29 protein-coding genes are annotated in these 22,909 nt (G+C 59.6%); 12 read left to right on the plus strand and 17 right to left on the minus strand.

What is annotated here, in order from left to right; all coding sequences use genetic code 11:
* Positions 1 to 36: 36 nt before the first annotated feature.
* On the plus strand, positions 37 to 174 hold the full coding sequence (locus tag FHX08_RS10985; RefSeq protein ID WP_165911818.1) for a hypothetical protein: 138 nt from the start codon (positions 37 to 39) through the stop codon (positions 172 to 174).
* Here FHX08_RS10985 and FHX08_RS10990 read toward each other — a convergent pair.
* The 3 genes from FHX08_RS10990 to FHX08_RS11000 form a co-directional block, all read right to left on the minus strand.
* Positions 171 to 794: a LysE/ArgO family amino acid transporter gene (locus FHX08_RS10990; RefSeq protein ID WP_132651966.1), complete on the minus strand. Its 624-nt coding sequence runs from the start codon at positions 792 to 794 to the stop codon at positions 171 to 173. The two genes, FHX08_RS10985 and FHX08_RS10990, sit on opposite strands and share 4 nt — an antisense overlap.
* An 88-nt stretch (positions 795 to 882) precedes the next feature.
* Positions 883 to 1,650, minus strand: a complete 768-nt coding sequence (locus FHX08_RS10995; protein WP_132651022.1) for an SOS response-associated peptidase — start codon at positions 1,648 to 1,650, stop codon at positions 883 to 885.
* A gap of 84 nt (positions 1,651 to 1,734) precedes the next feature.
* On the minus strand, positions 1,735 to 2,055 hold the full coding sequence (locus tag FHX08_RS11000; protein WP_132651021.1) for a YnfA family protein: 321 nt from the start codon (positions 2,053 to 2,055) through the stop codon (positions 1,735 to 1,737).
* 107 nt (positions 2,056 to 2,162) lie between these two features.
* Between FHX08_RS11000 and FHX08_RS11005 the strand changes: the two genes are divergently transcribed.
* From FHX08_RS11005 to FHX08_RS11040, 8 genes are all read left to right on the plus strand, one after another.
* A complete protein-coding gene (locus tag FHX08_RS11005; RefSeq protein WP_132651020.1) occupies positions 2,163 to 2,579 on the plus strand; it encodes an NUDIX hydrolase in 417 nt (138 codons plus the stop codon).
* Positions 2,580 to 2,642: 63 nt separating this feature from the next.
* Entirely contained in the window at positions 2,643 to 3,104 is a 462-nt protein-coding gene (locus tag FHX08_RS11010) for a TIGR02301 family protein (RefSeq protein ID WP_184327178.1), read from the plus strand.
* Positions 3,105 to 3,207: 103 nt separating this feature from the next.
* Positions 3,208 to 3,465 carry a hypothetical protein gene (locus FHX08_RS11015; RefSeq protein WP_018115578.1) on the plus strand — a complete coding sequence of 86 codons (258 nt, stop codon included), beginning with the start codon at positions 3,208 to 3,210 and terminating at the stop codon, positions 3,463 to 3,465.
* 19 nt (positions 3,466 to 3,484) lie between these two features.
* Positions 3,485 to 4,240 carry a hypothetical protein gene (locus FHX08_RS11020; protein ID WP_132651019.1) on the plus strand — a complete coding sequence of 252 codons (756 nt, stop codon included), beginning with the start codon at positions 3,485 to 3,487 and terminating at the stop codon, positions 4,238 to 4,240.
* Positions 4,241 to 4,310: 70 nt separating this feature from the next.
* The gene (locus FHX08_RS11025; RefSeq protein ID WP_132651018.1) at positions 4,311 to 5,150 is read left to right on the plus strand and encodes a YgfZ/GcvT domain-containing protein; all 840 of its coding nucleotides are present in this window, start codon (positions 4,311 to 4,313) and stop codon (positions 5,148 to 5,150) included.
* Positions 5,147 to 5,755, plus strand: a complete 609-nt coding sequence (locus FHX08_RS11030; RefSeq protein WP_132651017.1) for an HD family hydrolase — start codon at positions 5,147 to 5,149, stop codon at positions 5,753 to 5,755. Before FHX08_RS11025 ends, FHX08_RS11030 begins: the two co-directional genes overlap by 4 nt.
* A complete protein-coding gene (locus tag FHX08_RS11035) occupies positions 5,752 to 6,282 on the plus strand; it encodes a tyrosine phosphatase family protein (protein WP_132651016.1) in 531 nt (176 codons plus the stop codon). Before FHX08_RS11030 ends, FHX08_RS11035 begins: the two co-directional genes overlap by 4 nt.
* A gap of 54 nt (positions 6,283 to 6,336) precedes the next feature.
* Positions 6,337 to 7,281 carry a mechanosensitive ion channel family protein gene (locus tag FHX08_RS11040; protein WP_132651015.1) on the plus strand — a complete coding sequence of 315 codons (945 nt, stop codon included), beginning with the start codon at positions 6,337 to 6,339 and terminating at the stop codon, positions 7,279 to 7,281.
* A gap of 11 nt (positions 7,282 to 7,292) precedes the next feature.
* Here the strand turns inward: FHX08_RS11040 and FHX08_RS11045 are convergent, their stop codons facing one another.
* Both FHX08_RS11045 and FHX08_RS11050 read right to left on the minus strand, forming a co-directional pair.
* Complete coding sequence (locus FHX08_RS11045; protein ID WP_132651014.1) at positions 7,293 to 7,808, minus strand: superoxide dismutase family protein; 516 nt, start codon at positions 7,806 to 7,808, stop codon at positions 7,293 to 7,295.
* A gap of 125 nt (positions 7,809 to 7,933) precedes the next feature.
* On the minus strand, positions 7,934 to 8,275 hold the full coding sequence (locus FHX08_RS11050) for a hypothetical protein (protein WP_132651013.1): 342 nt from the start codon (positions 8,273 to 8,275) through the stop codon (positions 7,934 to 7,936).
* 468 nt (positions 8,276 to 8,743) lie between these two features.
* On the opposite strand from FHX08_RS11050, the gene FHX08_RS11055 reads away from it, so the two are divergent.
* From FHX08_RS11055 to FHX08_RS11065, 3 genes are read left to right on the plus strand one after another with little or no spacing between them, the layout of a single operon-like run.
* A complete protein-coding gene (locus tag FHX08_RS11055; protein ID WP_245508199.1) occupies positions 8,744 to 10,705 on the plus strand; it encodes a putative bifunctional diguanylate cyclase/phosphodiesterase in 1,962 nt (653 codons plus the stop codon).
* Between the two features lie 15 nt (positions 10,706 to 10,720).
* Positions 10,721 to 11,365 carry an HD domain-containing protein gene (locus tag FHX08_RS11060; protein WP_132651012.1) on the plus strand — a complete coding sequence of 215 codons (645 nt, stop codon included), beginning with the start codon at positions 10,721 to 10,723 and terminating at the stop codon, positions 11,363 to 11,365.
* Between the two features lie 29 nt (positions 11,366 to 11,394).
* On the plus strand, positions 11,395 to 12,252 hold the full coding sequence (locus FHX08_RS11065) for an MOSC domain-containing protein (protein ID WP_132651011.1): 858 nt from the start codon (positions 11,395 to 11,397) through the stop codon (positions 12,250 to 12,252).
* Here FHX08_RS11065 and FHX08_RS11070 read toward each other — a convergent pair whose 3' ends face one another.
* The 12 genes from FHX08_RS11070 to rpoZ form a co-directional block, all read right to left on the minus strand.
* Entirely contained in the window at positions 12,253 to 13,248 is a 996-nt protein-coding gene (locus tag FHX08_RS11070) for an aldo/keto reductase (protein ID WP_132651010.1), read from the minus strand.
* A 100-nt stretch (positions 13,249 to 13,348) separates the two neighbouring features.
* On the minus strand, positions 13,349 to 14,119 hold the full coding sequence (recO, locus tag FHX08_RS11075) for a DNA repair protein RecO (protein WP_132651009.1): 771 nt from the start codon (positions 14,117 to 14,119) through the stop codon (positions 13,349 to 13,351).
* A gap of 102 nt (positions 14,120 to 14,221) precedes the next feature.
* Positions 14,222 to 14,713: a response regulator gene (locus FHX08_RS11080; RefSeq protein WP_409527393.1), complete on the minus strand. Its 492-nt coding sequence runs from the start codon at positions 14,711 to 14,713 to the stop codon at positions 14,222 to 14,224.
* 118 nt (positions 14,714 to 14,831) lie between these two features.
* Positions 14,832 to 15,584, minus strand: a complete 753-nt coding sequence (locus FHX08_RS11085) for a Crp/Fnr family transcriptional regulator (protein WP_132651007.1) — start codon at positions 15,582 to 15,584, stop codon at positions 14,832 to 14,834.
* Between the two features lie 254 nt (positions 15,585 to 15,838).
* Complete coding sequence (gene era, locus FHX08_RS11090; protein ID WP_132651006.1) at positions 15,839 to 16,777, minus strand: GTPase Era; 939 nt, start codon at positions 16,775 to 16,777, stop codon at positions 15,839 to 15,841.
* Positions 16,778 to 16,785: 8 nt separating this feature from the next.
* Positions 16,786 to 17,502, minus strand: a complete 717-nt coding sequence (gene rnc / locus FHX08_RS11095) for a ribonuclease III (protein ID WP_132651005.1) — start codon at positions 17,500 to 17,502, stop codon at positions 16,786 to 16,788.
* On the minus strand, positions 17,499 to 18,242 hold the full coding sequence (gene lepB, locus FHX08_RS11100; protein WP_132651004.1) for a signal peptidase I: 744 nt from the start codon (positions 18,240 to 18,242) through the stop codon (positions 17,499 to 17,501). The genes rnc and lepB overlap by 4 nt, the downstream gene beginning before the upstream one ends.
* 114 nt (positions 18,243 to 18,356) lie before the next feature.
* Positions 18,357 to 18,761: a holo-ACP synthase gene (gene acpS / locus FHX08_RS11105; RefSeq protein WP_132651003.1), complete on the minus strand. Its 405-nt coding sequence runs from the start codon at positions 18,759 to 18,761 to the stop codon at positions 18,357 to 18,359.
* Between the two features lie 30 nt (positions 18,762 to 18,791).
* Positions 18,792 to 19,382: a DUF2062 domain-containing protein gene (locus FHX08_RS11110; protein ID WP_184327179.1), complete on the minus strand. Its 591-nt coding sequence runs from the start codon at positions 19,380 to 19,382 to the stop codon at positions 18,792 to 18,794.
* 143 nt (positions 19,383 to 19,525) lie between these two features.
* Positions 19,526 to 19,675, minus strand: a complete 150-nt coding sequence (locus FHX08_RS11115) for a DUF3563 family protein (RefSeq protein ID WP_132651001.1) — start codon at positions 19,673 to 19,675, stop codon at positions 19,526 to 19,528.
* A gap of 195 nt (positions 19,676 to 19,870) precedes the next feature.
* Positions 19,871 to 22,105 (minus strand): bifunctional (p)ppGpp synthetase/guanosine-3',5'-bis(diphosphate) 3'-pyrophosphohydrolase, encoded by a 2,235-nt coding sequence (locus FHX08_RS11120; RefSeq protein ID WP_132651000.1) that lies wholly within the window; start codon positions 22,103 to 22,105, stop codon positions 19,871 to 19,873.
* Positions 22,106 to 22,263: 158 nt separating this feature from the next.
* The gene (gene rpoZ / locus FHX08_RS11125) at positions 22,264 to 22,668 is read right to left on the minus strand and encodes a DNA-directed RNA polymerase subunit omega (protein ID WP_112565751.1); all 405 of its coding nucleotides are present in this window, start codon (positions 22,666 to 22,668) and stop codon (positions 22,264 to 22,266) included.
* Between the last annotated feature and the right edge of the window lie 241 nt (positions 22,669 to 22,909).

The raw sequence follows: 22,909 nt of genomic DNA on the forward strand, positions 1-22,909 counted from the left end.
ACATAAAACTCTAGGGAACCACGTGAGGAGAGTATCGTGACCTCGAAGAAGACCACGGAACAGCAGCAGGCAGCCAAGCCGGATCTCACTACCAACTATCGCCCGCTCGGCCTCAAGGCCGTGGCTGCGGCCTCGATGATGGCAAAGCCTGTAAAGGTCAAGAAGACCGCCTAAGCGGGGTTGAAGAAGCGGACGAGCAGGCTGATCCCCAGCAAGCTCATGACGATGCTGATAATGACATCCAGAACCCGCCATGCCGCGGGTCTGGCAAAAACGGGCTGCAAGAGGCGCGCCCCATATCCCAGCGCGAAGAACCAGACAAATGACGCCGTGGCGGCGCCGACGCCATAGGCCAGACGATCTGCGCCGTGATAGGCGGCCGACAGGCTGCCGAGCAGCACGACCGTATCCAGATAGACATGCGGATTGAGGAAGGTGAAGGCGAGGCAGGTTGCGACCGCCGCCTTAAGCCCCAGAGCCTGCGGCGCACCCGCCTGCATGGCGGCCGGACGCAGCGCTCGGCGCGAAGCCATGACGGCGTAGGAGCCTAGGAATATAGCGCCGCCGATCGTCACCACCGAAATCAGCATCGGCGATTGCGACACCAGCGTGCCCAGCCCGCCGACGCCTGCGGCAATCAACACGGCATCCGAAAGCGCGCAGATCAGGCAAAGAATGAAGACATGCGAGCGCAGCAGCCCCTGCCGCAGGATGAAAGCGTTCTGTGCGCCGATCGCCACAATCAGAGAAGCGCCAAGCAAGAAGCCGGCAAGCGCCGCGGATGGAGAAATCATCATATTTTCCGGTAGATGGGGAAGCGTTCAATTCTCGTTTTCACGGATCGTTATGGCGAAACCGCGGCATACTTCCGCGCGACATGCGTCAGAAGAAGCTGAGCTGGCCGCCATCGGGTGGCGTTTTCTTCTGGGGCGGCTTCGGCGGCTTTTCGAGCGGCACCGGTTCGTGCAGATCTGGCCCCATATTGGCGACCTTGTTGACCTTGTCGGAAACCGGGATCGCCTCGAAAAAATCATCCTGTACCGGCTGCATGAGGTCGATGACCTCACGCGGCTCCTGCGTCTTGCAGTCGAGCCAGCGGGAGAAATCCTCCGGCTGGATGACGACGGGCATGCGGTCATGGATCGACGAAATCGCGCTATTGGCCCTGGTCGTCAGGATAGCCCCTGTATCCACTTCCGAGCCATCGGCCGAGGACCATGTTTCCATGAGACCAGCAAAGGCGATGACGCCACCGCGGCGCGGCCGGATCCAGTAGGCCTGTGCCTTCTCGCCGCTTTCCTTCGAAGGGCGATGCCATTCATAGAACCCGGAGGCCGGGATGAGGATACGGCGATGGCGCATGGCGGCGCGGAAGGACGCCTTGCCGATCGCGGTTTCGGCGCGTGCATTGATCAGCAGCGGAAACTCCTTGGGATCCTTAACCCAGCCCGGCGTAAAACCCCAGCGCACCAGCAGGGCACGTCGGTCCGGAAGGTTGCTGCCCGGCTCCTGCCCCTCGCCCGAGATGACGACGAGAATCGGCTGCGTCGGCGCGATGTTGTAGCGCTCCGGGAAAGCATCGATATCAAGCGTCGAGAAAAACTCCTGCACAGCGGCATTGGAGCTCGTCAGGGCAAAACGTCCACACATGGGGATTTCTTTGCATCCTGCCCGGCATCGGTCAAGGCGCTTTGCTCCCGGGCATTCTCGCTGCACATCTTTTGCGGAACTGCCCTAGCTGCGTGGCGCAAAGAGGATGACTGCCGAGCCAGTGAGGCAGATCAGCGCGCCGCCGATATCCCAGCGGTCGGGAATGCGGTTTTCCACCAGCCAGAGCCAAAGCAGCGAGGCGACGATATAGACGCCGCCATAGGCTGCGAAGGTGCGCCCCGCTGCCTCGCTCGGCACAAACGTCAGCAACCACGCAAAAAGTGCCAGTGACACCAGGCCCGGCGCGAGCCACCACACCGGCTTTGCCAGCCGCAGCCAGGCCCAGAAGGCAAAGCAGCCGGCAATTTCGAAGACGGCAGCAAGAAAATAGATCAGATAGGTCAAGAGCATCTCGCAGGAATCGCAAAGGTCATATTCCACGCAATGCCGGCGGTTGCGCAAGGCGAGCGGAGCGTGAGATAAGGCGGTATTGCAGCAAAGCGTACGAAGCCATGATTTCCGAAGCCAGACCCGCCTCCTCCGCCATCCTCGAACGTGACGGCCGGTTTCTTCTCGTATTACGGCGAAACCCGCCCTCGGCCGATATGTACGCCTTTCCCGGCGGGCGCGGCGAGCCGGGCGAAAAGCCCGAAGAGACGGCATTGCGAGAATTCTTCGAGGAGACCGGCATTCAGGCCCGCAACCCCCGCCTCTTCTCCACTTACGACCTAAAGACCCATGCGCCGGACGGTAGCATCAGCAGCCATTTCTTCCTGTCCGTCTTCCGCGTCGAAGCAGACCGTCATCTTGTTGCCGAAGCTGCCGACGATGCGGCCGCGATCGGCTGGTACAGCGTAGAAGAGATCCGGCGCTTGCCGGTGCCGCAAAGCGTACTCGAATGTGCAGAACGGCTTGCGGCGGGAAAATGACGCGGCAACCGGGACAGTCTGCAGAATAGAAGTGGAAAGTGCGGCATTCGCCTTGTTCCCGTCATGCTCGCTGTATCAACTGTGAACATGATTCCCGTTGGACGCGTTGTCTTGTCATCTTTCGTCTTTATCGGCCTTACCTGGGCTGGTCCCACAATGGCGCAAGGCGGCAAGAATGCGGCCCCTCCGCCGCCGGCAGAGGTCGCACCGCAGGTTGTGACCGTGCCCTACGACGACAAGCTGGCGCGGCTGGCGGAGGTCCTGGGTTCGGTGCATTACCTGCGGACGCTCTGCAAGGCACCGGGCGCAGACGAATGGCGGACCGACATGCAGCAACTGCTTGATTCTGAAACGAATGGGGAGCCGCAGCGCAAGGAAAAACTGACCGCAGCTTTCAATCGCGGATACCGGGCATTCGCCTCGGTTTATACCGATTGCACACAGGCGGCCATCGTGGCAGAAGAGCGCTACCGTAACGAAGGTGCAACACTCGCCACAGAAATTACTTCGCGCTTTGGAAATTAACGATTAATTAACCTGTTTTCGCATGCGGACGTGTCGTTTTGGGAAAAGGCTGTTAGTCTTGTTAACGCAGCGGTAAGACATCAGAAGTTCTGAGGAAAAGACAATGGAACCAAGCCTCAACGACATCGACGACATGATCGTCCACGAAAAGATGCAGGCGGCTCTGGAATACCAGAACGAGGCTTGGGCCGACGGCATGGCCGATGGCATCGAGCCTGAAATCATTGCCGATGCTGCAATTGCGCATGCGCTGCGCGAGACGATCAGGCTGCATGGCGAGGGCAGCGCCGAGGCCTTGCTCGATTCGCTGCGCGATCGCATGCTGGCAGGTGAATTTTCCACCAACCGCACCTTGCAATAAGGGCATCACAGAGAGTCTCATGCGTACCGGTAAAGATATGTCCTCGCGAATTTCACTCGCGCCGGTTGTTCTTGCTGTCGGTCTCGTCGCTGGCAGCGTACTGTCCGCTTCTTCCGCCTACGCGCTTTCCGAACTTCAAAAGATTCCGGGCCAACCCGATGCGCCTGCTGCGACGGCGCAACAGGGTCAGACGCAGCCGGCTGCACCGCAGAACGGTTCTCCCGGCGTTCCCCAGCCTGATCCGCTCGTCAACAAGAACAGCGGCCAGGGCGTCGACAAGACGCCGGGCGCATCCGACGATTCGAAACCCGTCGAAGTCATTTATGACATTAGCAAGGTGCCGGAACCGGTTCGCAAAATGCGCGAACAGATCGTCGAGGCCGCTGCTTCAGGTGATCTGGAACGCCTGCGCCCGCTGATGGGGACCGGCGCCGACCAGACGCAGGTGACCGTCGGCGAGCCGACCGACGATCCGATCGGCACGCTGAAGGATCTCTCAGGCGATCCCGATGGCGATGAAATCCTCGCGATCATGCTCGATGTCATCTCGACCGGCTTCGTGCATGTCGGCCAGGGCACGGCGGACGAGATGTATGTCTGGCCCTATTTCGCCGAAAAGGACCTGAAGTCGCTGACGCCGCCGGAGCGCGTGGAACTGCTGCGCATCGTGACCGCTGGCGATCTCTCCGACATGCAGGAGTTCGGCGGCTATAATTTCTATCGCCTCGGCATCGCGCCCGACGGCAAATGGAAGTTCTTCACCGCGGGTGACTGACGCCGCAACGCTTGCACCGTCAACGTCAAAGACTTACCTCTGAGCGATCACCAACGCGACAGGTTTCGCCATGCCAGCCGTATTCCTGAAAGACCGCTCGCTCATTGCCGTTGGCGGCGCGGAAGCAGAATCCTTTCTGCAAAATCTCATCACCACCGACATCGTCTCGATGGGCGCCGATGAGGCGCGGCCGGGTGCGCTGCTGACGCCTCAGGGCAAGATCCTGTTCGACTTCGTGATCTGGCGCGACGGCGACGGTTTCATCATCGAAACGGACGCGGCCCAGCGCGAAGCCTTGCTCAAGCGGCTGACCATGTACCGCCTGCGTGCGCCGGTGACGCTGACGCCTGTTGCCGAGGATGGCGTGACCGTTTCGTGGGACGAGAATGCGACGGAAGGCGTCAAGGATAGCCGCTTCGCCAAGGCAGGCGTCACGCTTCTTCGCCGCGCCGGCCATCATGGCAACGATAGCGCGAGGTCCTACGATGCGCTCCGTATCGAGAATGGAATTGTCACGTCAGGGCCAGATTATGCGCTTCAGGACGCTTTTCCGCATGACGTGCTGATGGATTTCAATGGCGGCCTCTCCTTCAAGAAGGGCTGCTATGTCGGTCAGGAAGTGGTGTCCCGCATGCAGCATCGCGGTACGGCGCGCCGTCGCGTCGTCATCGTTTCGGCGGGGGCAGCACTGCCTGCCGGCGGCACCCAAATCACCGCCAGCGGCAAAGCGATCGGCACGCTCGGTTCCGTCGAAGGGCAGAGAGGGCTTGCGATCGTGCGCATCGACCGTGCTGGCGAGGCGATGGCCTCGGGAATACTGCTGCTCGCCGGCGACGTTTCCGTGACGCTCAGTCTGCCGGCCTGGTCCGGCCTCAGCTTTCCGACGTCTGCCGACGAGGCGAGCGCGTGACCGCTGCGAAGGCTCCACGCGCCTGGCAACGCATGCTGTCCGGCCGGCGGCTCGATCTGCTCGACCCCTCGCCGCTCGATGTCGAGCTGTCCGATATCGCCCACGGGCTTGCACGCGTTGCCCGCTGGAACGGCCAGACGTCGGGCGACCATGCTTTTTCCGTTGCGCAGCACTGCCTCGTCGTCGAATTCATCTTCCGGCATTTCAACGAGGCCACCCCGAGCGATTGCCTGATGGCGTTGCTGCATGATGCGCCGGAATATGTGATCGGCGACATGATCTCGCCCTTCAAGGCCGTTGTCGGCGGCGGATACAAGATGATCGAGAAGCGGCTGGAAGCTGCCGTGCACCTGCGCTTCGGCCTGCCGCCGCATCCCTCCCGCGAACTCAAGGACAAGATCAAGAAGGCCGACACGATCGCCGCCTATTTCGAGGCGACGGTGCTTGCCGGCTTCACGCCTGCGGAAGCACAGAAATTCTTCGGGCAGCCGCGCGGCATTTCCAGAGACATGCTGCTGATCGATCCCTTGCCGGCGATCGAGGCGCAGCGGCTGTTCTGCGAGCGCTTCGCCGAGATCGAGGCGGCGCGAGGCACGAAGCCGTGACCTTGATCGTGGTTTCTCCGCTGGCGCGTGTCGGCGAAATGGCGGTGCGGCACAAAGCGCGCGAGATGATCAGCCTGATGGCAAAGGAGCAGGCCTTTCACCGGCCGGGCGTCATCCGGGCCGACCGGCACCTGCTGCTCACCATGAACGATATTGCCTTCAAGGGCACCGGTGATCTCGTCGCCCCCGACGAAAAACATGTGCAGGCGATCATCGATTTCGCTGCCGGTTGGCAGCAGGAAGCGCCGCTCCTGATCCACTGCTGGATGGGCGTGTCGCGATCGCCCGCAGCGGCGCTGATTGCGACGCTGTCGCTCGCACCCGAACAGGATGAGCTAGCGCTTGCCCGCCGGCTGCGGGCGGCATCGCCCTATGCGACGCCGAATGGCCGAATCATCGAAATCGGCGATGCGCTGCTTGGTCGTTGCGGGCGGCTCGTCGATGCCGTCAGGGCCATCGGCCGCGGCGCGGAGGCTGACGGCAACGCGCCTTTCCTGCTTTCCGTTCGGGACAATTCAATCGGTTGACGCTCCTGGCCTCTGCTCCATCTAGCTGTCGACGAGGCATTTGTGGAGCAAGTGATGGAACAACAGGCCACCGACTTCATCATCGCAACGCGTTCAGCGCTCGGTCAGGCGAGTGCGCTTGCCGTTCAATATTCCTTTTCCATCCTTGGGGCGATCATTCTGCTCATCGTCGGCTGGGTGCTGGCGAGTCTCGCTAGCCGCTGGGTCTATGAAGGTATCTCGCGCGTGCGCGGCATTGATGAGACACTTGCCCGCTTCTTCACCAACGTCGTGCACTATGCGCTGTTGATGCTGGTGTTCATCACCGTGCTTGGACAATTCGGCGTGCAGACGGCATCGATCATTGCCACTCTCGGCGCCGCCGGCCTCGCCGTCGGCCTCGCGCTCCAGGGCACGCTGCAGAATATCGCTGCCGGTATCATGCTGCTGGTACTGCGGCCCTTCCGTGTCGGCGAATATATCGAGACAAGCAGTGTCAGCGGCACGGTGCTTGAAATCGGCCTTTTCGCCACGGAACTGAAGACGGGAGATGGCCTCTACCGGCTGGCGCCCAATTCGACTTTATGGAATACGCCGATCACGAACTACAGCCGCCAGCCGACCCGGCAGAACGACTTGAAGATCGGCATTGCCTATGAGGACGACCTCGATCTGGCGATGGAAACGTTGATGGGTCTCGCCGCCGACGATAAGCGCGTGCTCAAGGCGCCGGCGCCCACTGCTTTTGTCGACAGCTTCGGCGAAAGCGCGATCTATGTAACGCTGCGCTATTGGGCCAAGACCGGCGATTGGTGGGACCTCAGCCGTGACATGATCAAACGCGCCAAGCTTACCTTTGACGAGAAGGGGATAACGATCCCCTACCCGCAGGTGACCTACAATCCGGCGCAGGCGCCAGCGTCCAATGCTCCGGACCTTCACGCCACCCCGGAGGAGACCCCGGCCAAGGCTCCGGCCCGCAGGAGAGCGCCGAAGGCGTCCGCGCAAACCCAGCCATAGAGCTTTCCTGGTTACTTGATCACCCCGCAGGCGATCCTGTCGCCGGCGCCGCCCGATGGCTGGCTGCGGTAATCATCGGATTCGGCATGCACTATCAGCGCACGTCCGCGCACGCCATCCTCCTTGCCGTCGAGAGAGACCATGCTGTCGAAAATCTGGGCGCGCAGGATGCCGTCCTGTCCGACGTACTGGTTCGGCATGTCGCCCGCATGCGGCCCCTTGGCTGCCAGGAAGCCGTGTTCGGCCTTGGTCGGGTTGAAATGGCCGCCCGCCGTTTCATGATGGGTTGCGGCATCGCAGCGGCCAGTTTCATGGATATGGAAGGCAACCCATTTGTTGGCCGGCAGGCCGGAGATTTCGGCTTCAATGAAGACGCCGCCGTTGGCGGCAGCCGTCAGCGTGGCACGGCCGGAATCCTTGCCGTCAGGGCCGGTAAAATTTGCCGTCGCTGTCTGTTTGTCCTGGGCAAGGCCTTGAGACGCCGCCGCTAAGAGGCCGAGGGCAGCGATGGTGCATACGATTTTCATCAGGTTTCCTTCCGTTTCGGGGACTGTGTCCCAACGTCTCATGGAAGAAGGTGTTCCTGCTTGCCTAAAAGGCAAGAAAAAGCCGACCGGCGGCCGACTCACTTGCTGAGACAGGTGCGTAACGCTCAGTCGGCGATACCGAAATCGAATTCGCCATAGGTATTGCGATAGACCTGCATCGGCTGATCATTGGCATCGGGAGTGATCTGCTGCAGCGCATAGGGAACCGTCGAGCCTGTCAGCGATCCGTTGTCTTGATATTCCATCATCAGGGCAGCCAGATTGCTTCGATATTGCGTCTGGGCGCTGCCGGCATCGTCCACCTCAAGAAATTCACGGATGATGCCAGGCTTTTGATCTGCCGCGCGTTCGCTTCGGCTGAGCACGCCGTCGCCATTGGCATCGAGCCGTGTGAGCGTTGCCAAATATGCATAGGAGACGTCGGAAACCGATGAAAGATGAATCATACAAACCTCCGTTCACCGCTTCTTCCGGTGACAGTCTGTACGCAGTACGCGGGTGGAAAAGATCAAGGTCGATATGCTGGGTAAACTGATTTGCGATTTCGGTCAACAAGCTGTTAACTCCCGATTAACCATGGTTGACAAACTGTAACTGCGCCTTCCGACGGCGCTTTCAACCTCCGTCGGAGACCCCGTTTTTCTCGCTATTTCAGGAGTTTGCGAGATACAGACAAATTGCCGGCTAGGTATAAAGCATCACCCGGCTGCAACCGATTATTAATCGGAGCGGTAGATGATGCCGCTTGAGAGTTGCCGGAAACGGACACTTGCTGCTTATAAAAGTCGGTTCTTGTATTCATTTTAGAAAGGTCTTTTTTATGCCCGGCGCGATATGGCACTTTTGCCAATCGAAGACGCCTTTGCCTTTTGCTATGCTTTCATCGCAACCGTCCCTCAGGGGAAGTTGAGCGCATGAAAGCTGAGACGCTTTTCTGGCAACAGTGCACGCAAGCCGTCAGCGAGGATGGATCGATCGATGCAGAGCGCCTGATGGAGCTCGTCATCACGACCTATCGCAGCCATGAAAGCGAATATGATGAGCTCAAGCGCAACGCCGAAACGCTGCTCGTCGAAAACCGCGAACTGAAGAACACGATCAGTTCCGCAACGCAGGCGCTGGCAGAACAGCGCAAGCTCATCGAGATTGTTCTCAACAATCTGCCGCTCGGCCTCAGCGTCTTCGATGCGGATCAATGCCTAACCCTTTCTAACCTGCGCTTTCGCCAGCTCTTCGGCTTCACCGAAAACGATGTTTCGCCCGGTACCGCAATTGCGGAGCTGATAAGCAAGACGCGCGGCACGGAACAGGCCAATAGCGGGGCGCGCCGCAAGAAGGAGGGGCGGGAAACCTCCTCCAGAGCAGGGCGCATCCGCCGGCGCGAATGGCTGATGGATGACGGCCGCATCATCCAGAGCGTGGTTACTATCCTGGCCGACGGCAGCAATATCGCCATTCATGCCGACGTTACCGAAGACCGCAAGGCGGCCGAGCGCATTACCTATCTTGCCCATCACGATCCGCTGACCGGGCTGCCGAACCGCATTCGCTTCCGCGAGCAGCTGGATGCCGCCCTTGCCGAGCGCAAGGAAGGTGAGCAGATCGCGCTCGTGCATCTCAACCTCGACCGGTTCAAATCGATCAACAATACGTTGGGTGTTTCAGCCGGCGACAAGATTCTGCGACAGGTGGCAGAGCGCATCCGCGCTTCAGCCGGCTCGGAGAATATCCTTGCGCGTCTCGGCTCGGACGAATTCGCGATCCTGCAGACGCGCCGCCAGCAGCCGTGGAACATCACGGCGCTCGCCGACCAGATCCGCCGGGAGCTCAGCGAACCCTTCTTCCGCGGCGATAAGCAGGTGGAACTCAGCGTTTCCATGGGCATTTCGATCGCCCCTGACGATGCCCTCGAGACCGACAAACTGCTGCGCAACGCGGCCGTCGCACTTTCCCATGCCAAGGCGGACGGGCGCCGCCACGAGCGCTTCTTCATCGGCGAAATGGACGAGAAGATGCAGGCCCGCCATGCGCTGGAGGCCGATCTGCGCGCCGCCGTCCAGAACGAGGAATTCGAGCTTCACTACCAGCCGCTTTACGACCTGGCTCAGCATCGCATCTGCGGTTTCGAGGCGCTGATCCGCTGGAATCATCCGGTGCGCGGCCGCGTCTCGCCGATGGAGTTCATTCCGCTGGCCGAAGAGGTCGGCCTCGTAGTCGATATTGGCCGCTGGGTTTTGCGCCGGGCCTGCAACGATGCAGCGCAATGGCCCGAAGATATCAAGATCGCCGTCAATGTCTCGGCCATCCAGTTCTCGAGCAGCGACCTGCCGCAGGATGTCAACGAGGCGCTTGCTGCAGCCGAACTCTCGCCCTCACGTCTCGAACTCGAGATCACCGAAAGCGTGCTAATGGAAAATCGCGATGAGGTGCTGCCGATCCTGCATGCGCTCAAGGAGCGCGGCATCCGCATTTCCATGGACGATTTCGGAACCGGTTATTCGTCGCTCAGCTATCTCTCGAGCTTCCCCTTCGACAAGATCAAGATCGACAAGTCCTTCGTGAACGACATCGTCGAGAACAGGGAAGCGCATGCGATCATGCGCGCCATCATCCTGCTCGGCGATGCGCTCGGCATGCGCGTGACCGTGGAGGGCGTCGAAACCGCCGAGCAGATGGCGCTGCTGGAGCGCGAAGCATGCGACGAGATCCAGGGCTATCATATCAGCCCGCCGAAACCATTCGGCGAGGTGGCCCTCATGCTCTGCATGCCGCCGAAGAAGCAGGGCAACGTTACGCCGCTCACCAAATCCGGCGCTGATTTCGGCACATTGCGACTCGCCGGCCAAGCCGTTATCGACGGAATAGGATTTCTTTGAAAACCGGTGACAACGATGTTCAAGGCCGAAGCCTTCTCTCCTCACGAGGCGCTTGCTGTGGAGCTCATTCCACATGCGAGTGACGGCGACGACGGGTCGCATGACCTTGCCCATATTCTGCGTGTCTTCCGCAATGCCATGCGCATCCATTCCGCGGAAGGCGGCAAAGGCCGGGTGCTTGCGGCTGCCGTGCTGCTGCACGATTGCGTCGCAGTCGAGAAGAACTCGCCGCTGCGCGCCCAGGCCTCGGCGCTCGCCGCAGAAAAAGCCTCGCGGATATTGAAAGAACTCGGATGGGACGACGAGGATATCGCTGATGTCGCCCATGCGGTGACGGCGCACAGTTTTTCGGCCAATGTGCCGCCGGAAACGTTGGAGGCAAAGATCCTGCAGGATGCGGACCGGCTGGATGCCATCGGCATGGTGGGCGCTGCACGCTGTTTCTATATCGCAGGGCGCCTCGGATCGGGCCTCTACGATCCTTTCGATCCCGCCGCCGAGAGCCGGCCGCTCGATGACAAGCGTTATGCAATTGACCATTTCCAGACGAAACTGTTCAAACTGGCGGATGGTTTCCAGACCCGGACCGGCCGTGAACTGGCCGCGACCCGCGACAGAAGCCTGCGCGATTTTCTCGCGGCATTCATGGACGAAATCTAATTGGAACGAAAATCTAGGAGGAGCATGGGATGCGTGTCAGTGATCTCTTCATTTATCCGCTCAAGAGCGCCCGCGGCATTGCCCTGCCCTTTACGGAGATTGACGCCTATGGCCTGCCCGGCGACCGGCGGGCGATGGTGACGGATCCGGACGGACATTTCATAACGCAACGCGAACTTCCTGCGCTCGCCCGTATTGAGGTGCGGCCCGAGGCCGGCGCCTTCCGGCTGCTGATGCAAGGCAAGGCCGATATTGCCGTGCCGCCGCCGCATCCGGACCGGCGGCTCGACGTCATCGTCTGGAAATCGGCCGTCAGTGCCGCCGTTGCCGACGATGAAATCAATGCCAGGCTTTCGGAATGGCTCGGGCGCGACGTGAGGCTCGTCTTTTTCGATGGCCAGGCGCGGCGAACGGCCAATGCCGAATGGGCAGGTGAAGGTTCGCCGGTGGCCTTTTCTGACGGCTACCAGATTCTGGTGACGACGACGGGATCGCTGAAGGCGCTGAACGCAGATCTTGCCGCCCACGCCGAAGGCAGTGTCGGCATGGAGCGTTTCCGGCCGAATATCGTTATCGAAACGGACGAAGCCTGGGCGGAAGACCGCTGGGCGGCCATCGAAATCTCCGGTATCCGCTTCGATCTCGTAAAACCCTGCGCCCGTTGCATCATGACCACGCAGGACCAGTTGACGGGCTCCCGCGAGGTACCAAGCCCCATACCAGCCATGGGCAGGATCCGCATGTCGGGCGACCGGCGCGTGCCCGGCCCCCTTTTCGGCTGGAACGTGACCCCGCGCGGCAATGGCAGGGTCACGATCGGCGACGAGGTGAAAATCATCGAGTCGCGACCGGAGGGTTGGGCCTTCAAGGTTCGCGCCCGGGCATAGTCACACCCGCGCCAGCGCTGCGTCGATCTCTGCCATCACATTGTTGGGCAATGGACCCTTTTCCAGTGCGCCGGCGTTCTCCTCGACCTGCGCGACCGTCCGGAAGCCAGGAATAGGCAAGGTGCGCGACGAACGCGCCCAGAGCCAGGCGAGAGCACCCTGCGTCAGGGTGCGGCCCTCAGATGTCAGCAGGCTGCGCAAGGCATCGAGCCTTGCCGCAAATTCCGGCGCGATCCGGCCGTCCTTGAAATAGACCATCCAGTCGAGTGCGGCGCCGCGCACATCCTTGGCGCCGACCGCCTTGTCCGGCGTGAATTTGCCGGTCAGCAGGCCCATGGCCAGCGGGCCGCGATTGATGGAGATGAGTCCGTTCCTCTCGACGACATCGATCATTTGCGGCACGGGCTCGAAGACATTCATCGTATGCTGGATCGAAACAAAACCGGACCGGCCGACATGGCGGGCGGCACGATCTGGGAAATCCGTGCTCCAGCCGAAGGCATCGATCTTGCCCTCCGCTCGCAGCGCCTCCAGCGTATCGAAGACTTCGTCGGACTGTGCCAGCGGAAAATCGTTGAGATGAAATTGCAGGAGGTCGAGACGCTCCCGCTTCAGCCGGCGCAGCGATGTCTCGACGGACTGGCGAATGAAGGCCGGATCGGCAAAGGCACCGGTCGCCTGCTTCGTCTCCGGATTGGTGGCAAAGCCGAACTTGGTGGCGATGACGATATCGGCGCGATTGCCAATCGCCTGTCCCAGGACCTCTTCCGAATGGCCGGCGCCGTAATTCGAGGCCGTATCGAAGAAGCGGATGCCAAGGTCGATGGCACGGTTGATGGCCGCTATCGATTCATTGTCATCCACCTCGCCCCAGCCGAGCGGCGTGTCGCCTGCAAAGAAGGGACCGCCGATCGCCCAGCAGCCCATGCCGAGGCGCGGAATCTCCTGCCCGTTCCAGAGCGTGATGGTAGTCGATGTTTCGGGTCTGCTCAGCATGGCTTCCTCCTTGAGCGCTCAGTTCAAGGAGACATAGGGGCACGGCGCGTGGGGGTAAACCGCCAAAGCTGAAGGATGTTTTGCACGAATGAAAAGCCGTTCAAGCGGAAAGCTCATCCGGTCGCAAAAGCGTCCGCGCAGCCGGGTTCAGGGCCTTGAGCGCAGCCTGAACGAAGCCTTCACGCGCCGCAGAAGCCTCGAGACCACGCGGTTCGTAGACATGACGATGCAGAAAGAATCCAGTCAGACGGAATGCCGCCGTGAGGCTTTCGAAATCGGCTGCCTGGTTTTCCTGCACACTCAGGAAGGCCGGCAAAAGCAGCATCTTATCGGCCCAGGGCTCTCCGGCGCCGCGACTGACGGCGCGGCCGGACTTCGGCGAGACATAGGCGAGATCGGTGCGGGCTCCAGTCGCCGCACATTCAGTAAGGTCGAGCCCAAAGCCAAGATCGTTCAGCACTGCGAGCTCGAAGCGCACGAAAAGCTCACCGGCATCGGCAGGATTGTGGAGGTGATCGAGGATGATTTCCAGCGCTTCGAAGAGATGCGGGTGCGGATCACGCTCCGGCAGCAGGCGCAGAAGCGCGCCCATGGCCTGCACGCCATAGACGGCGGTTGCCGTCTCCATCAGCCGCGCCGCGCGCAGCTTGACCGGTTCGATGCGGAACTCACCGAGATGCTCGTCCAGCCGGGCACGCCAGATGACTTCCACCTCGTTGCCGGGTTGCAGCACTGGCTGCATGGTGCGCGAACGGCCGGAGCGGACGAGACCGAGGTGACGGCCGCGCTCGCGCGTCATCACCTCGGCGATGACGCTCGTCTCGCCGTGGCGTTTGACGCCAAGAATGATCGCCTGATCCTGCCATTGCATCGGAAAACCGTCCTTCAGCCTGCGGATTCACTCTAAAACCTTTCCGGGTCAGATTGAAGCATTCTGAGCGGGAAAGACTCTAAAGCAGGCTGAGGCCTCAAGTCATTCAGCTGGCGACGGGAAAAGCTTCTGGAGAAAGTCGCGCATCGCGTCCTCGTCGAAAGGCTTGACGAGAAGCGGCACGTCCTGAAGGTCGATCGGGAAATCCTGCGTATCGGAGTAGCCGCTGACGAAGCCAAAGGGGATATTGGCCTGCGACAGATCACGCGCGAAATCGAAGCTCATCGCCTCGCCGAGATTCACGTCGAGGAGCGCAAAATCATAATTTGCAACGCGGATCGCATCGCGCGCCTGATCGAGGCTGTTGGCGATATCGATCACGTCCGCGCCCACGACGCGCAGGATATCCTCCGCCTCCATGGCGATAATCATGCTGTCTTCCAGGACCAGGACACGGGTCTTTGCGCTCATGATCTTCATGCCCCTCGTGAAGCGCAAATTTTGCCGCACCTCTGCCATATCGTAAATATCATTTCCTGCGGTTCCCGCCTGGACCGTTGGGGATGGTTGCCCATCGCTATTGAATAGCCACATTTTTGCCTCCGGTCGATACGAACGAAAATCGAAGGAAAGATGACGTGACTGTATTTTTTCCGGCGTCACTTTGCATTTAAAAAAGACATTCAAGCTCATCGTCTGGCAAGGAACGACTTTAGACGAAAGGACGCTTTTCCTCGCGCAGCCCTTCCCAGCCAGCCATCTGCTTCAGACCTTCCCCATCCAGTACCTCGCAACCACGCTCCTGCCAGCGGATAAGGTCGCGTGCTGCAAGCTTTTTCAAGGTCTTGTTGGTATGAACAATCGAAAGCCCGAGCGTGTCGGCAATATGCTGCTGGGTAATCGGAATGAGATTGCGGCCGTTGAAAAGATTGAGCTTTTTGCCGCGCTCGAAGAGGAAAGCGATCAGATAGGCGGCTCTTTCGAGCGCGGTGCGGCGGCCGATGCTGAGCAGGTGTTCATCGAGAATACGCTCCTCCTGCGCCGCGATCCAGGTGATGTCGAAGGCAAGCGAGGCATGCCGGATATAAAGGCTCATCAGCTTATCGCGTTCGAAGATGCAGAGAGAGACCGGCGACAGGGCCTCCACGGAATGCTGCATCTCGCCCATGATCGTGCCCTGCAGGCCGATCAGGTCGCCCGGCATGACATAATTCAGAATCTGCCGACGGCCGTCTTCCAACATCTTGTAGCGGAAGCCCCAACCTGACAGCACGGTAAAGAGGTGGGCGCTGTGAGCACCTTCGACCAGAATGGTTGCACCGGCATCAGCCGCCAGTTCCCCTCTCTTGAACTTGGAGACGAATTCCAGTTCGTCTCGACTGAACTCCCGGAAATGCGGCAACGGCCGTAACGGACATTGCTCGCAGGGCGTCTTGAAGGAATGGGTGGGTTTTGCCGTCGGCATCTTGTCCCCGCGGTGCCAAAAACCGGCGCTCGCAAATCAATGCGCAGGCAGACCAATTCGTTCCTCGGAACAGACAGTGATTTTTACGCGGAAACAAGGAGCTGGACGCCGCTTGCCAGTTTCGTTGCCACTTTAAGGCTTGCATTTCCGCATGTCGTTACCGCAAAACCGCTGCACACTTTTGCGCGACATGCCTTTTATATTTGCCGCATGTCGTTACCGCAAAACCGCTGCACACTTTTGCGCGACATGCTTTAGTGCGGGAACTCGAGGCCCATCTCGCGGAAGCGTTCGGGATCGTCGCCCCAGTTCTCGCGCACCTTGACGAACAGGAAGAGATGCACCGGCTGTTCAAGGATTTCAGACAGTTCACGGCGTGAGGCCGACGAAATCGCTTTGATGGTTTCACCCCCCTTGCCGAGCGCAATCTTCTTCTGGCTGTCACGCTCGACATAGATGACCTGTTCGATGCGCACGGAACCATCCTTGCGCTCTTCCCATTTTTCCGTCTCGACATGCGAGGAATAGGGAAGCTCCTGGTGCAGGCGCAGAAACAGCTTCTCGCGGGTGATTTCGGCGGCAAGCTGGCGCATCGGCAGATCGGAGATCTGATCCTCAGGATAGTACCAGGGACCCTCCGGCAGGGTCTTTGCCAGATAATCCATTACGTCGTCGCAACCCGAACCGTTTTCTGCCGAGATCATGAAGGTCTGGTCGAAGTCGACCTTCTGGTTCGCCGTAGCAGCGATCGCCAGAAGCAATTCGCGATTGACACGGTCGATCTTGTTCAGAACGAGAATCTTCTTCTGCGGAACGTCCTTGAGGCCTTCGAGAATGGCTTCCGCATCGCCGCGCAGGCCACGCTCGCTATCGATCAGCAGCATGATGAGATCGGCATCCTTGGCGCCACCCCAGGCAGACGTCACCATGGCGCGATCGAGACGGCGGCGCGGCTTGAAGATGCCGGGCGTGTCCATGAAGACGATCTGGGCATTGTTGTGGATGGCAATGCCGCGCACGATGGCGCGCGTCGTCTGCACTTTGTGGCTGACGATCGAGACCTTGGCACCGACGAAGCGATTAACGAGTGTCGATTTTCCGGCATTCGTCGGACCGATCAGCGCGACGAAGCCCGAATGCGTCGGGTTGCTTTCAGCAGCGCTCTTGGCCGCCATTTCGTTTTCTTCTGTCATTAATCCCGTCAATTTCCGGCAGATGCCTGCTGCCAAATGCCTTCGCGCTCGAGCATTTTCGTGGCGGCGACCTGTTCCGCAGCGCGCTTGGAGCGCTCTACGCCCATCTCCGGTGCGACGCCAGCGACTTCGACAGTCACCTTGAAGCGCGGATCATGATCCGGTCCGCTGCGTTCTTCAACCCGGTAGACGGGTGTGACACCATATTTGGCGTGCGACCACTCCTGCAGCTCGGTTTTTGCGTCACGGCGGGCACCATCGGCGCGCACCGCCCTGCCCTCCCAGTAACGCAGGATGAAGCGGCGGGCGACTTCCAGTCCGCCATCGAGATAAAGCGCGGCGATCAGGCTTTCGACGACATCGGCGCGCACATTCATCATGCGCTTGCCGGTGAGTTTCTTCACGTCTGCGCCAGTGCGGATATAAAGATGAAGATTGAGTTCGTCGGCGACGGCCGCACAGGTTTCGGCACTGACCAGCTGGTTCAGGCGTACCGAAAGCTCGCCTTCCGTCGCAGCGCCGAACGTGCGAAACAGCAGATCGGCGATGCAGAGCCCGAGTACCCTGTCGCCGAGAAATTCAAGCCGCTCGTAATTGCCCTTGTCGGTGCGCGCGCTGGCATGGGTCAGCGCGCGATCCAGACGTTCCTTCTCGACAAATTCATGGCCGATCAGGGTTTCAAGCTTAGCGCGGTCCGCCGCTGAGAGCGTCTGCGCCTTGCTCATTCAACAACCTTGAAGAGGCGATCCCAGCGCATGTTGGTCGGCCACTTCCAGATTTCGCGGAAGGACGTGTCGTTGCCAAGCGAGAAGAAGATGACGCTGGCGCGGCCGACAAGGTTTTCCGCCGGAACGAAGCCGACATCGAAGCGGCTGTCGAGCGAGTTGTCACGGTTGTCGCCCATCATGAAGTAATGGCCTTCCGGAACGATGAACTCGCGGGTGTTGTCGCCGCGCGATACCGGCGACTGATCGAGCGTATCGTAGGTCTTGCCGTTATCGAGCGTCTCGCGGAATACCGGCACGTCCTGGCCCGGATCGAGCTTGTAGTCGGAATTGAAAGTGCCATCGGGCACCTTCGGAACCGGCTTGCCGTTGACGAAGAGAACGCCGTCGGTGACCTGGATATGGTCGCCCGGCAGGCCAACGACACGCTTGATGTAATCGACGTCAGGATTCGGCGGGAAACGGAAAACCACGATATCGCCGCGCTTCGGATCGGAACCGAAGATGCGGCCGCTGAAAATATTCGGCGAGAAAGGCAGCGAATATTTCGAATAGCCGTAAGCAAACTTGTTGACGAAAATATAGTCACCGACCAGCAGTGTCGGCATCATCGAGCCCGACGGAATGGTAAAGGGCTGGAACAATACGGTCCTGATAATCATGGCCAGGAGCAGAGCCTGGATGATGACCTTGATATTTTCCCAGAGGGCGTTCGGCTTGGTTTCGACTTTTTCGGACACGCAGTCTTATTCCTTCAAGACGCCGTAAAGGCGCATTTCTTTCTGACGTTCTCTCTAGCGGCTTCGGCTGGTGGCGGCAATAACGACAGCATTAAAAGCGACGAGAGGTCGCTATCATACGGCATCCGGCAGCGCTTCGATGATCACAAAAGCCTGAGCCAAGGGATAATCATCGGTTATTGTCAAATGAATGGCGGCCTTGTGGCCCGCCGGCAGCATGGCCTGCAGGACGACGGCGGCACCGCCCGTCAATTGCATTGTCGGCTTGCCGCTCGGCAGGTTGACGACGCCCATATCCTTCCAGAAGACACCCTGCGAAAGGCCTGTGCCGAGGGCCTTGGAGCAGGCCTCCTTGGCGGCAAAACGCTTGGCGTAAGATTCGGCGCGGTTGGCGCGGCGATCCGAACGGGCGCGCTCGATCTCGGTGAAGCAGCGATGCGTGAAACGGTCACCGAAACGCTCGATGGATTTCTCAACGCGGCGGATATCGATGAGATCGCTGCCAATGCCGATGATCATGCGAAGGGAGCCTTTCCGGATAAATTCAGCTCAGACGGTCGGCAAATTGCCGGCCGGATCGGAAAGCCGAAGACGCGCGCGCTCCATCAGCCGGGCGCGGCGGCGCGTCTGAAAGCCCTTGACGGTGTAGAATGTCAGCGCATAAAGCGCAACCGAACTGATGGCCCCTGGCGGAATGGCACCGATCAGCATCGGCTCCAACACCGGCTTCCATAGTTCCGTGAAATGCAGCTTGTGAAAGAGTTCGGCGAGATCGATCGCTTGGCCACCCGTCTGAGCCTGGCGGCTGAGCAGCAGATGGCCGACTTCCCAAGTAATGCCCCAGATGAACGGATAGGTCAGCGGATTGCCGAAGGCTGCGCAGCCAAGGGCTGCGGCCACCATATTTCCCGACAGGAAATAAGCGATGACGAAGGCCATGATGAAATGCACGCCGATAAAGGGTGTCCACGAAACGAAGACACCCGCGGCAAAGCCCACCGCAACGGCATGCGGTGAGGCAGACAAGCGCAGAACGCGCATCATGATATAACGTGCAGGGCGCAGAAAACCTTTACGGGGCCAGACAATCTCCCGTAGTTTTTCCTTAAATCCTGCTGGTTTGCGACGGCGAAATAACATGGCGCGTATTTAGTGCAGCGCACGTCATCATGACAAGAGCGGCAAATGGAACCGCTTAAACAGACCGTCTACTCTTTTCTTCTTCCAAGGGGCGCGGTTCATGCATAACGCCCCCTTCCTTACGTCAAGTATATCTCAGGCGATTAGCGATTGCGGAACAAGCCGCGATCGACCTGGCGCTGACGATATTCAAGATCAATACGGTCATGCGAGCCGTTGAGATATGCCATTTCACGTTCCTGAGCGGTCGGAGCGCGAAGGGCGCGGGCGAACTTTCTGATCGGTTCAAACATTGCTTTGCCTCATCTTCGTTTCATTTCTTGATGACCAGAAGATAATCGCGGCAAAGGTCAATTACCATCGCTGTAACCTGAACGCAGCCATGCAAGTGACGCATGACTTGCCATTTCAATATGCCTTTTCGGCCATGAAATGATCACAAAATATGCAAAACGCAAATTTGCGTTCGGCAAAACTTTAACAAAAGCCTACTCGTAGAGCCGTCGGACCGTCGCGATGCAGTCCAGATCCTTCAACTGGGCGAGCAGCTGATTGAGCTGACGCAGGTCCCAGACCTCAACTTCCAACACCATTTCGGTGAAGTCGGTTGCCGCACGTACCGTATTCAGCATGCGGATATTGACGTCGAGACTCGCCACCGTCTGCGCCACCTTCGCGAGCGTACCGGGCTCGTTCAGCGCGTTGACCAAGATGCGGGCCGTGAAGCGGGATTTGTTGGCCTCATCCAGATCCCAGCGCACATCGATCCAGCGGTCCGGCTGGTCATCGAAGCGCTGCAGTGCCGGCGACTGGATCGGATAGATGGTGATGCCCTTGCCCTTTTCCATGATGCCGACGATACGATCACCGGGCACGGCGCCGGTTGGCGAGAACTTGACGTCGACATTGCCGGAAAGGCCGCGGATCGGCACGATATCGGGATCGCTCTCGGTGGAGGCACGCTCACCATCGAGATCGGCCTTGCTCTTGCCGGGGATCTTGAAGATCATGCCCGCGGCGCTGCGGACATTGAACCAGCCCTCGTCGCCGGCGGGCTTGACCGTGACGCGCTCATCCTGATGATCGGGATAGACGGCGCGCAGCACGTCGAGCGACGACATTTCACCGCGACCGACGGCGGCGATCGCATCTTCCACATCCTTCTGCCCCAGACGGTGCAGCGCCGGCTTCATTGCATCGCGCGAGAAGATTTTGCCGGCGCGTTCGAAGGTGCGTTCCAGGATGCGGTGGCCGAGACCGGCATATTGCTTGCGGATCGCCATGCGCGTCGCACGGCGGATGGCAGCGCGCGCCTTGCCGGTGACGACGATCTCTTCCCAGGCGGCCGGCGGCACCTGCACGCCGGAGCGGATGATCTCCACTTCGTCGCCATTGTTGAGGCGGGTCACCAGGGGCATGATGCGGCCGTTGATCTTCGCACCGACGGTCGTATCGCCGATATTCGTGTGGACGGCGTAGGCGAAGTCGATGGGCGTTGCGCCGCGCGGCAGAGCAATCAGCTTGCCCTTCGGCGTGAAACAGAAGACCTGGTCCTGGAAAAGCTCGAGTTTGGTATGTTCGAGGAATTCTTCCGGGCTGTCGCCTTCGGCAAGTGCCTCGATCGTGTGGCGCAGCCAGGAATAGGCATTACTTTCGCGCGAGAGAATATCGCCATCGGCATTGGTGGCGCCGTCCTTGTAGAGCGTATGAGCGGCGATACCGAATTCGGCAATCTCGTGCATGCGCTTGGTGCGTATCTGCAATTCAATGCGCTGCATCGACGGGCCGACGATCGTGGTGTGAAGCGAGCGGTAATCGTTCTGCTTCGGCGTCGAGATGTAGTCCTTGAAACGACCTGGCACGACGCGCCAGCGGGTATGGACGATGCCGAGTGCGCGGTAGCAGGAGGGGATATCCTCGACGATGATGCGGAAACCGTAGACATCGGAAAGCTGCTCGAAAGAGAGCGACTTCGACTGCATCTTGCGGAACACCGAATAGGGCTTCTTCTGGCGGCCTTTGACATAGGCGCTCGTCAGCCCATTGGCGATCAGGAGGTCGCGCAACTCGGCCTCGATCTTTTTGACCAGGCCTTCATTGCGCTTCGACAGTTCCTCGAGGCGCTTGGTGACGGTCTCGTAAGCCTCCGGGTTCATGTGCCGGAAGGAAAGCTCCTCCAGTTCCTCACGCATGTCCTGCATACCCATGCGGCCGGCAAGCGGCGCATAAATTTCCATCGTCTCTTCGGAAATGCGCGCGCGCTTTTCCAGCGACATGTGGTCGAGGGTGCGCATGTTGTGGAGGCGATCGGCGAGCTTGACGAGCAGGACGCGCACGTCATCGGAAATGGCAAGCAAGAGCTTACGCAGGTTTTCTGCCTGCTTGGCCTTCTTGGTGACGAGGTCGAGCTTCTTGATCTTCGTCAGGCCTTCGACCAGACGTCCGATATCTTCGCCGAAAAGTTCATCGATTTCGGCGCGGGTCGCCGTCGTATCTTCGATCGTGTCATGCAGGAGGGCGACAGCAATCGTCGATTCATCGAGATGCATGTCGGTCAGGATGGCGGCCACCTCGAGCGGATGCGAAATGTAGGGATCGCCGCTCGCCCGCTTCTGCTGGCCATGTTTCTGCATGGCGTAGACATAGGCTTTGTTCAGCAGAGCTTCGTTGGCATCGGGCTTGTATTTCTGAACCCGCTCCACGAGCTCGTACTGCCGCATCATTCCAAAGCCACTCCAATAAAATAAAAGGGCGCCAATCGCAGATTGGCGCTCACATGGGCAATATTATGCCTAAGCTCTACAGGCGCAAGATTGATGATTGGTAATCGTCAATCTTTTCCCGCGCGGGAAGCACAGCCCTCCAAGGGCCGAGGATGCGCTTAGTAGTCGTCGCTCTTTTCTGGCGGGACGAGACCTTCGATACCGGCCAAAAGCTCTTCTTCCGACATCTGGTCGAAGGTGATCGTTTCCGGCAGATCGTCCTGCTCTTCGCTGTCGGCAGCGGCTGCGGCACCGGCGGCGATCAGGCTTGCCGGATCGGGCTCGGGCTCATCCACTTCCACATGCTTCTGCAGCGAGTGGATCAGGTCTTCCTTGAGATCGTCAGGCGAGAGGGTCTCATCAGCGATTTCGCGCAGAGCCACAACGGGGTTCTTGTCGTTGTCACGATCAATGGTGATCGAGGCACCCTGAGAAATCAGCCGGGCGCGATGGCTGGCGAGCAGAACCAGCTCGAAGCGGTTCTCTACCTTGTCAATGCAATCTTCTACTGTGACACGGGCCATTGCCTGTCCTTTGCGGTCGTCTTTTCGGGATTAAGACGCCCGATACAATTAAAACCGGGCAAATTCAAGTTTTTCGTTAGGGTTCCCTCGCCTTTATCCGCGGCTGGTCTAAATTTCCATGCACAATATGACATTTCCACCGACGGTTGCTTGGAATAAGTCGAATCGTGCCCTAAATCTTTTATATATGAATAATTCATAAAGTACGGAACAGCTCGACGCCACCTCCACAAGCCGCTGT

Origin of the sequence: Rhizobium sp. BK529, assembly GCF_014194105.1 — a bacterium.
Classification (GTDB): Bacteria; Pseudomonadota; Alphaproteobacteria; order Rhizobiales; family Rhizobiaceae; genus Rhizobium.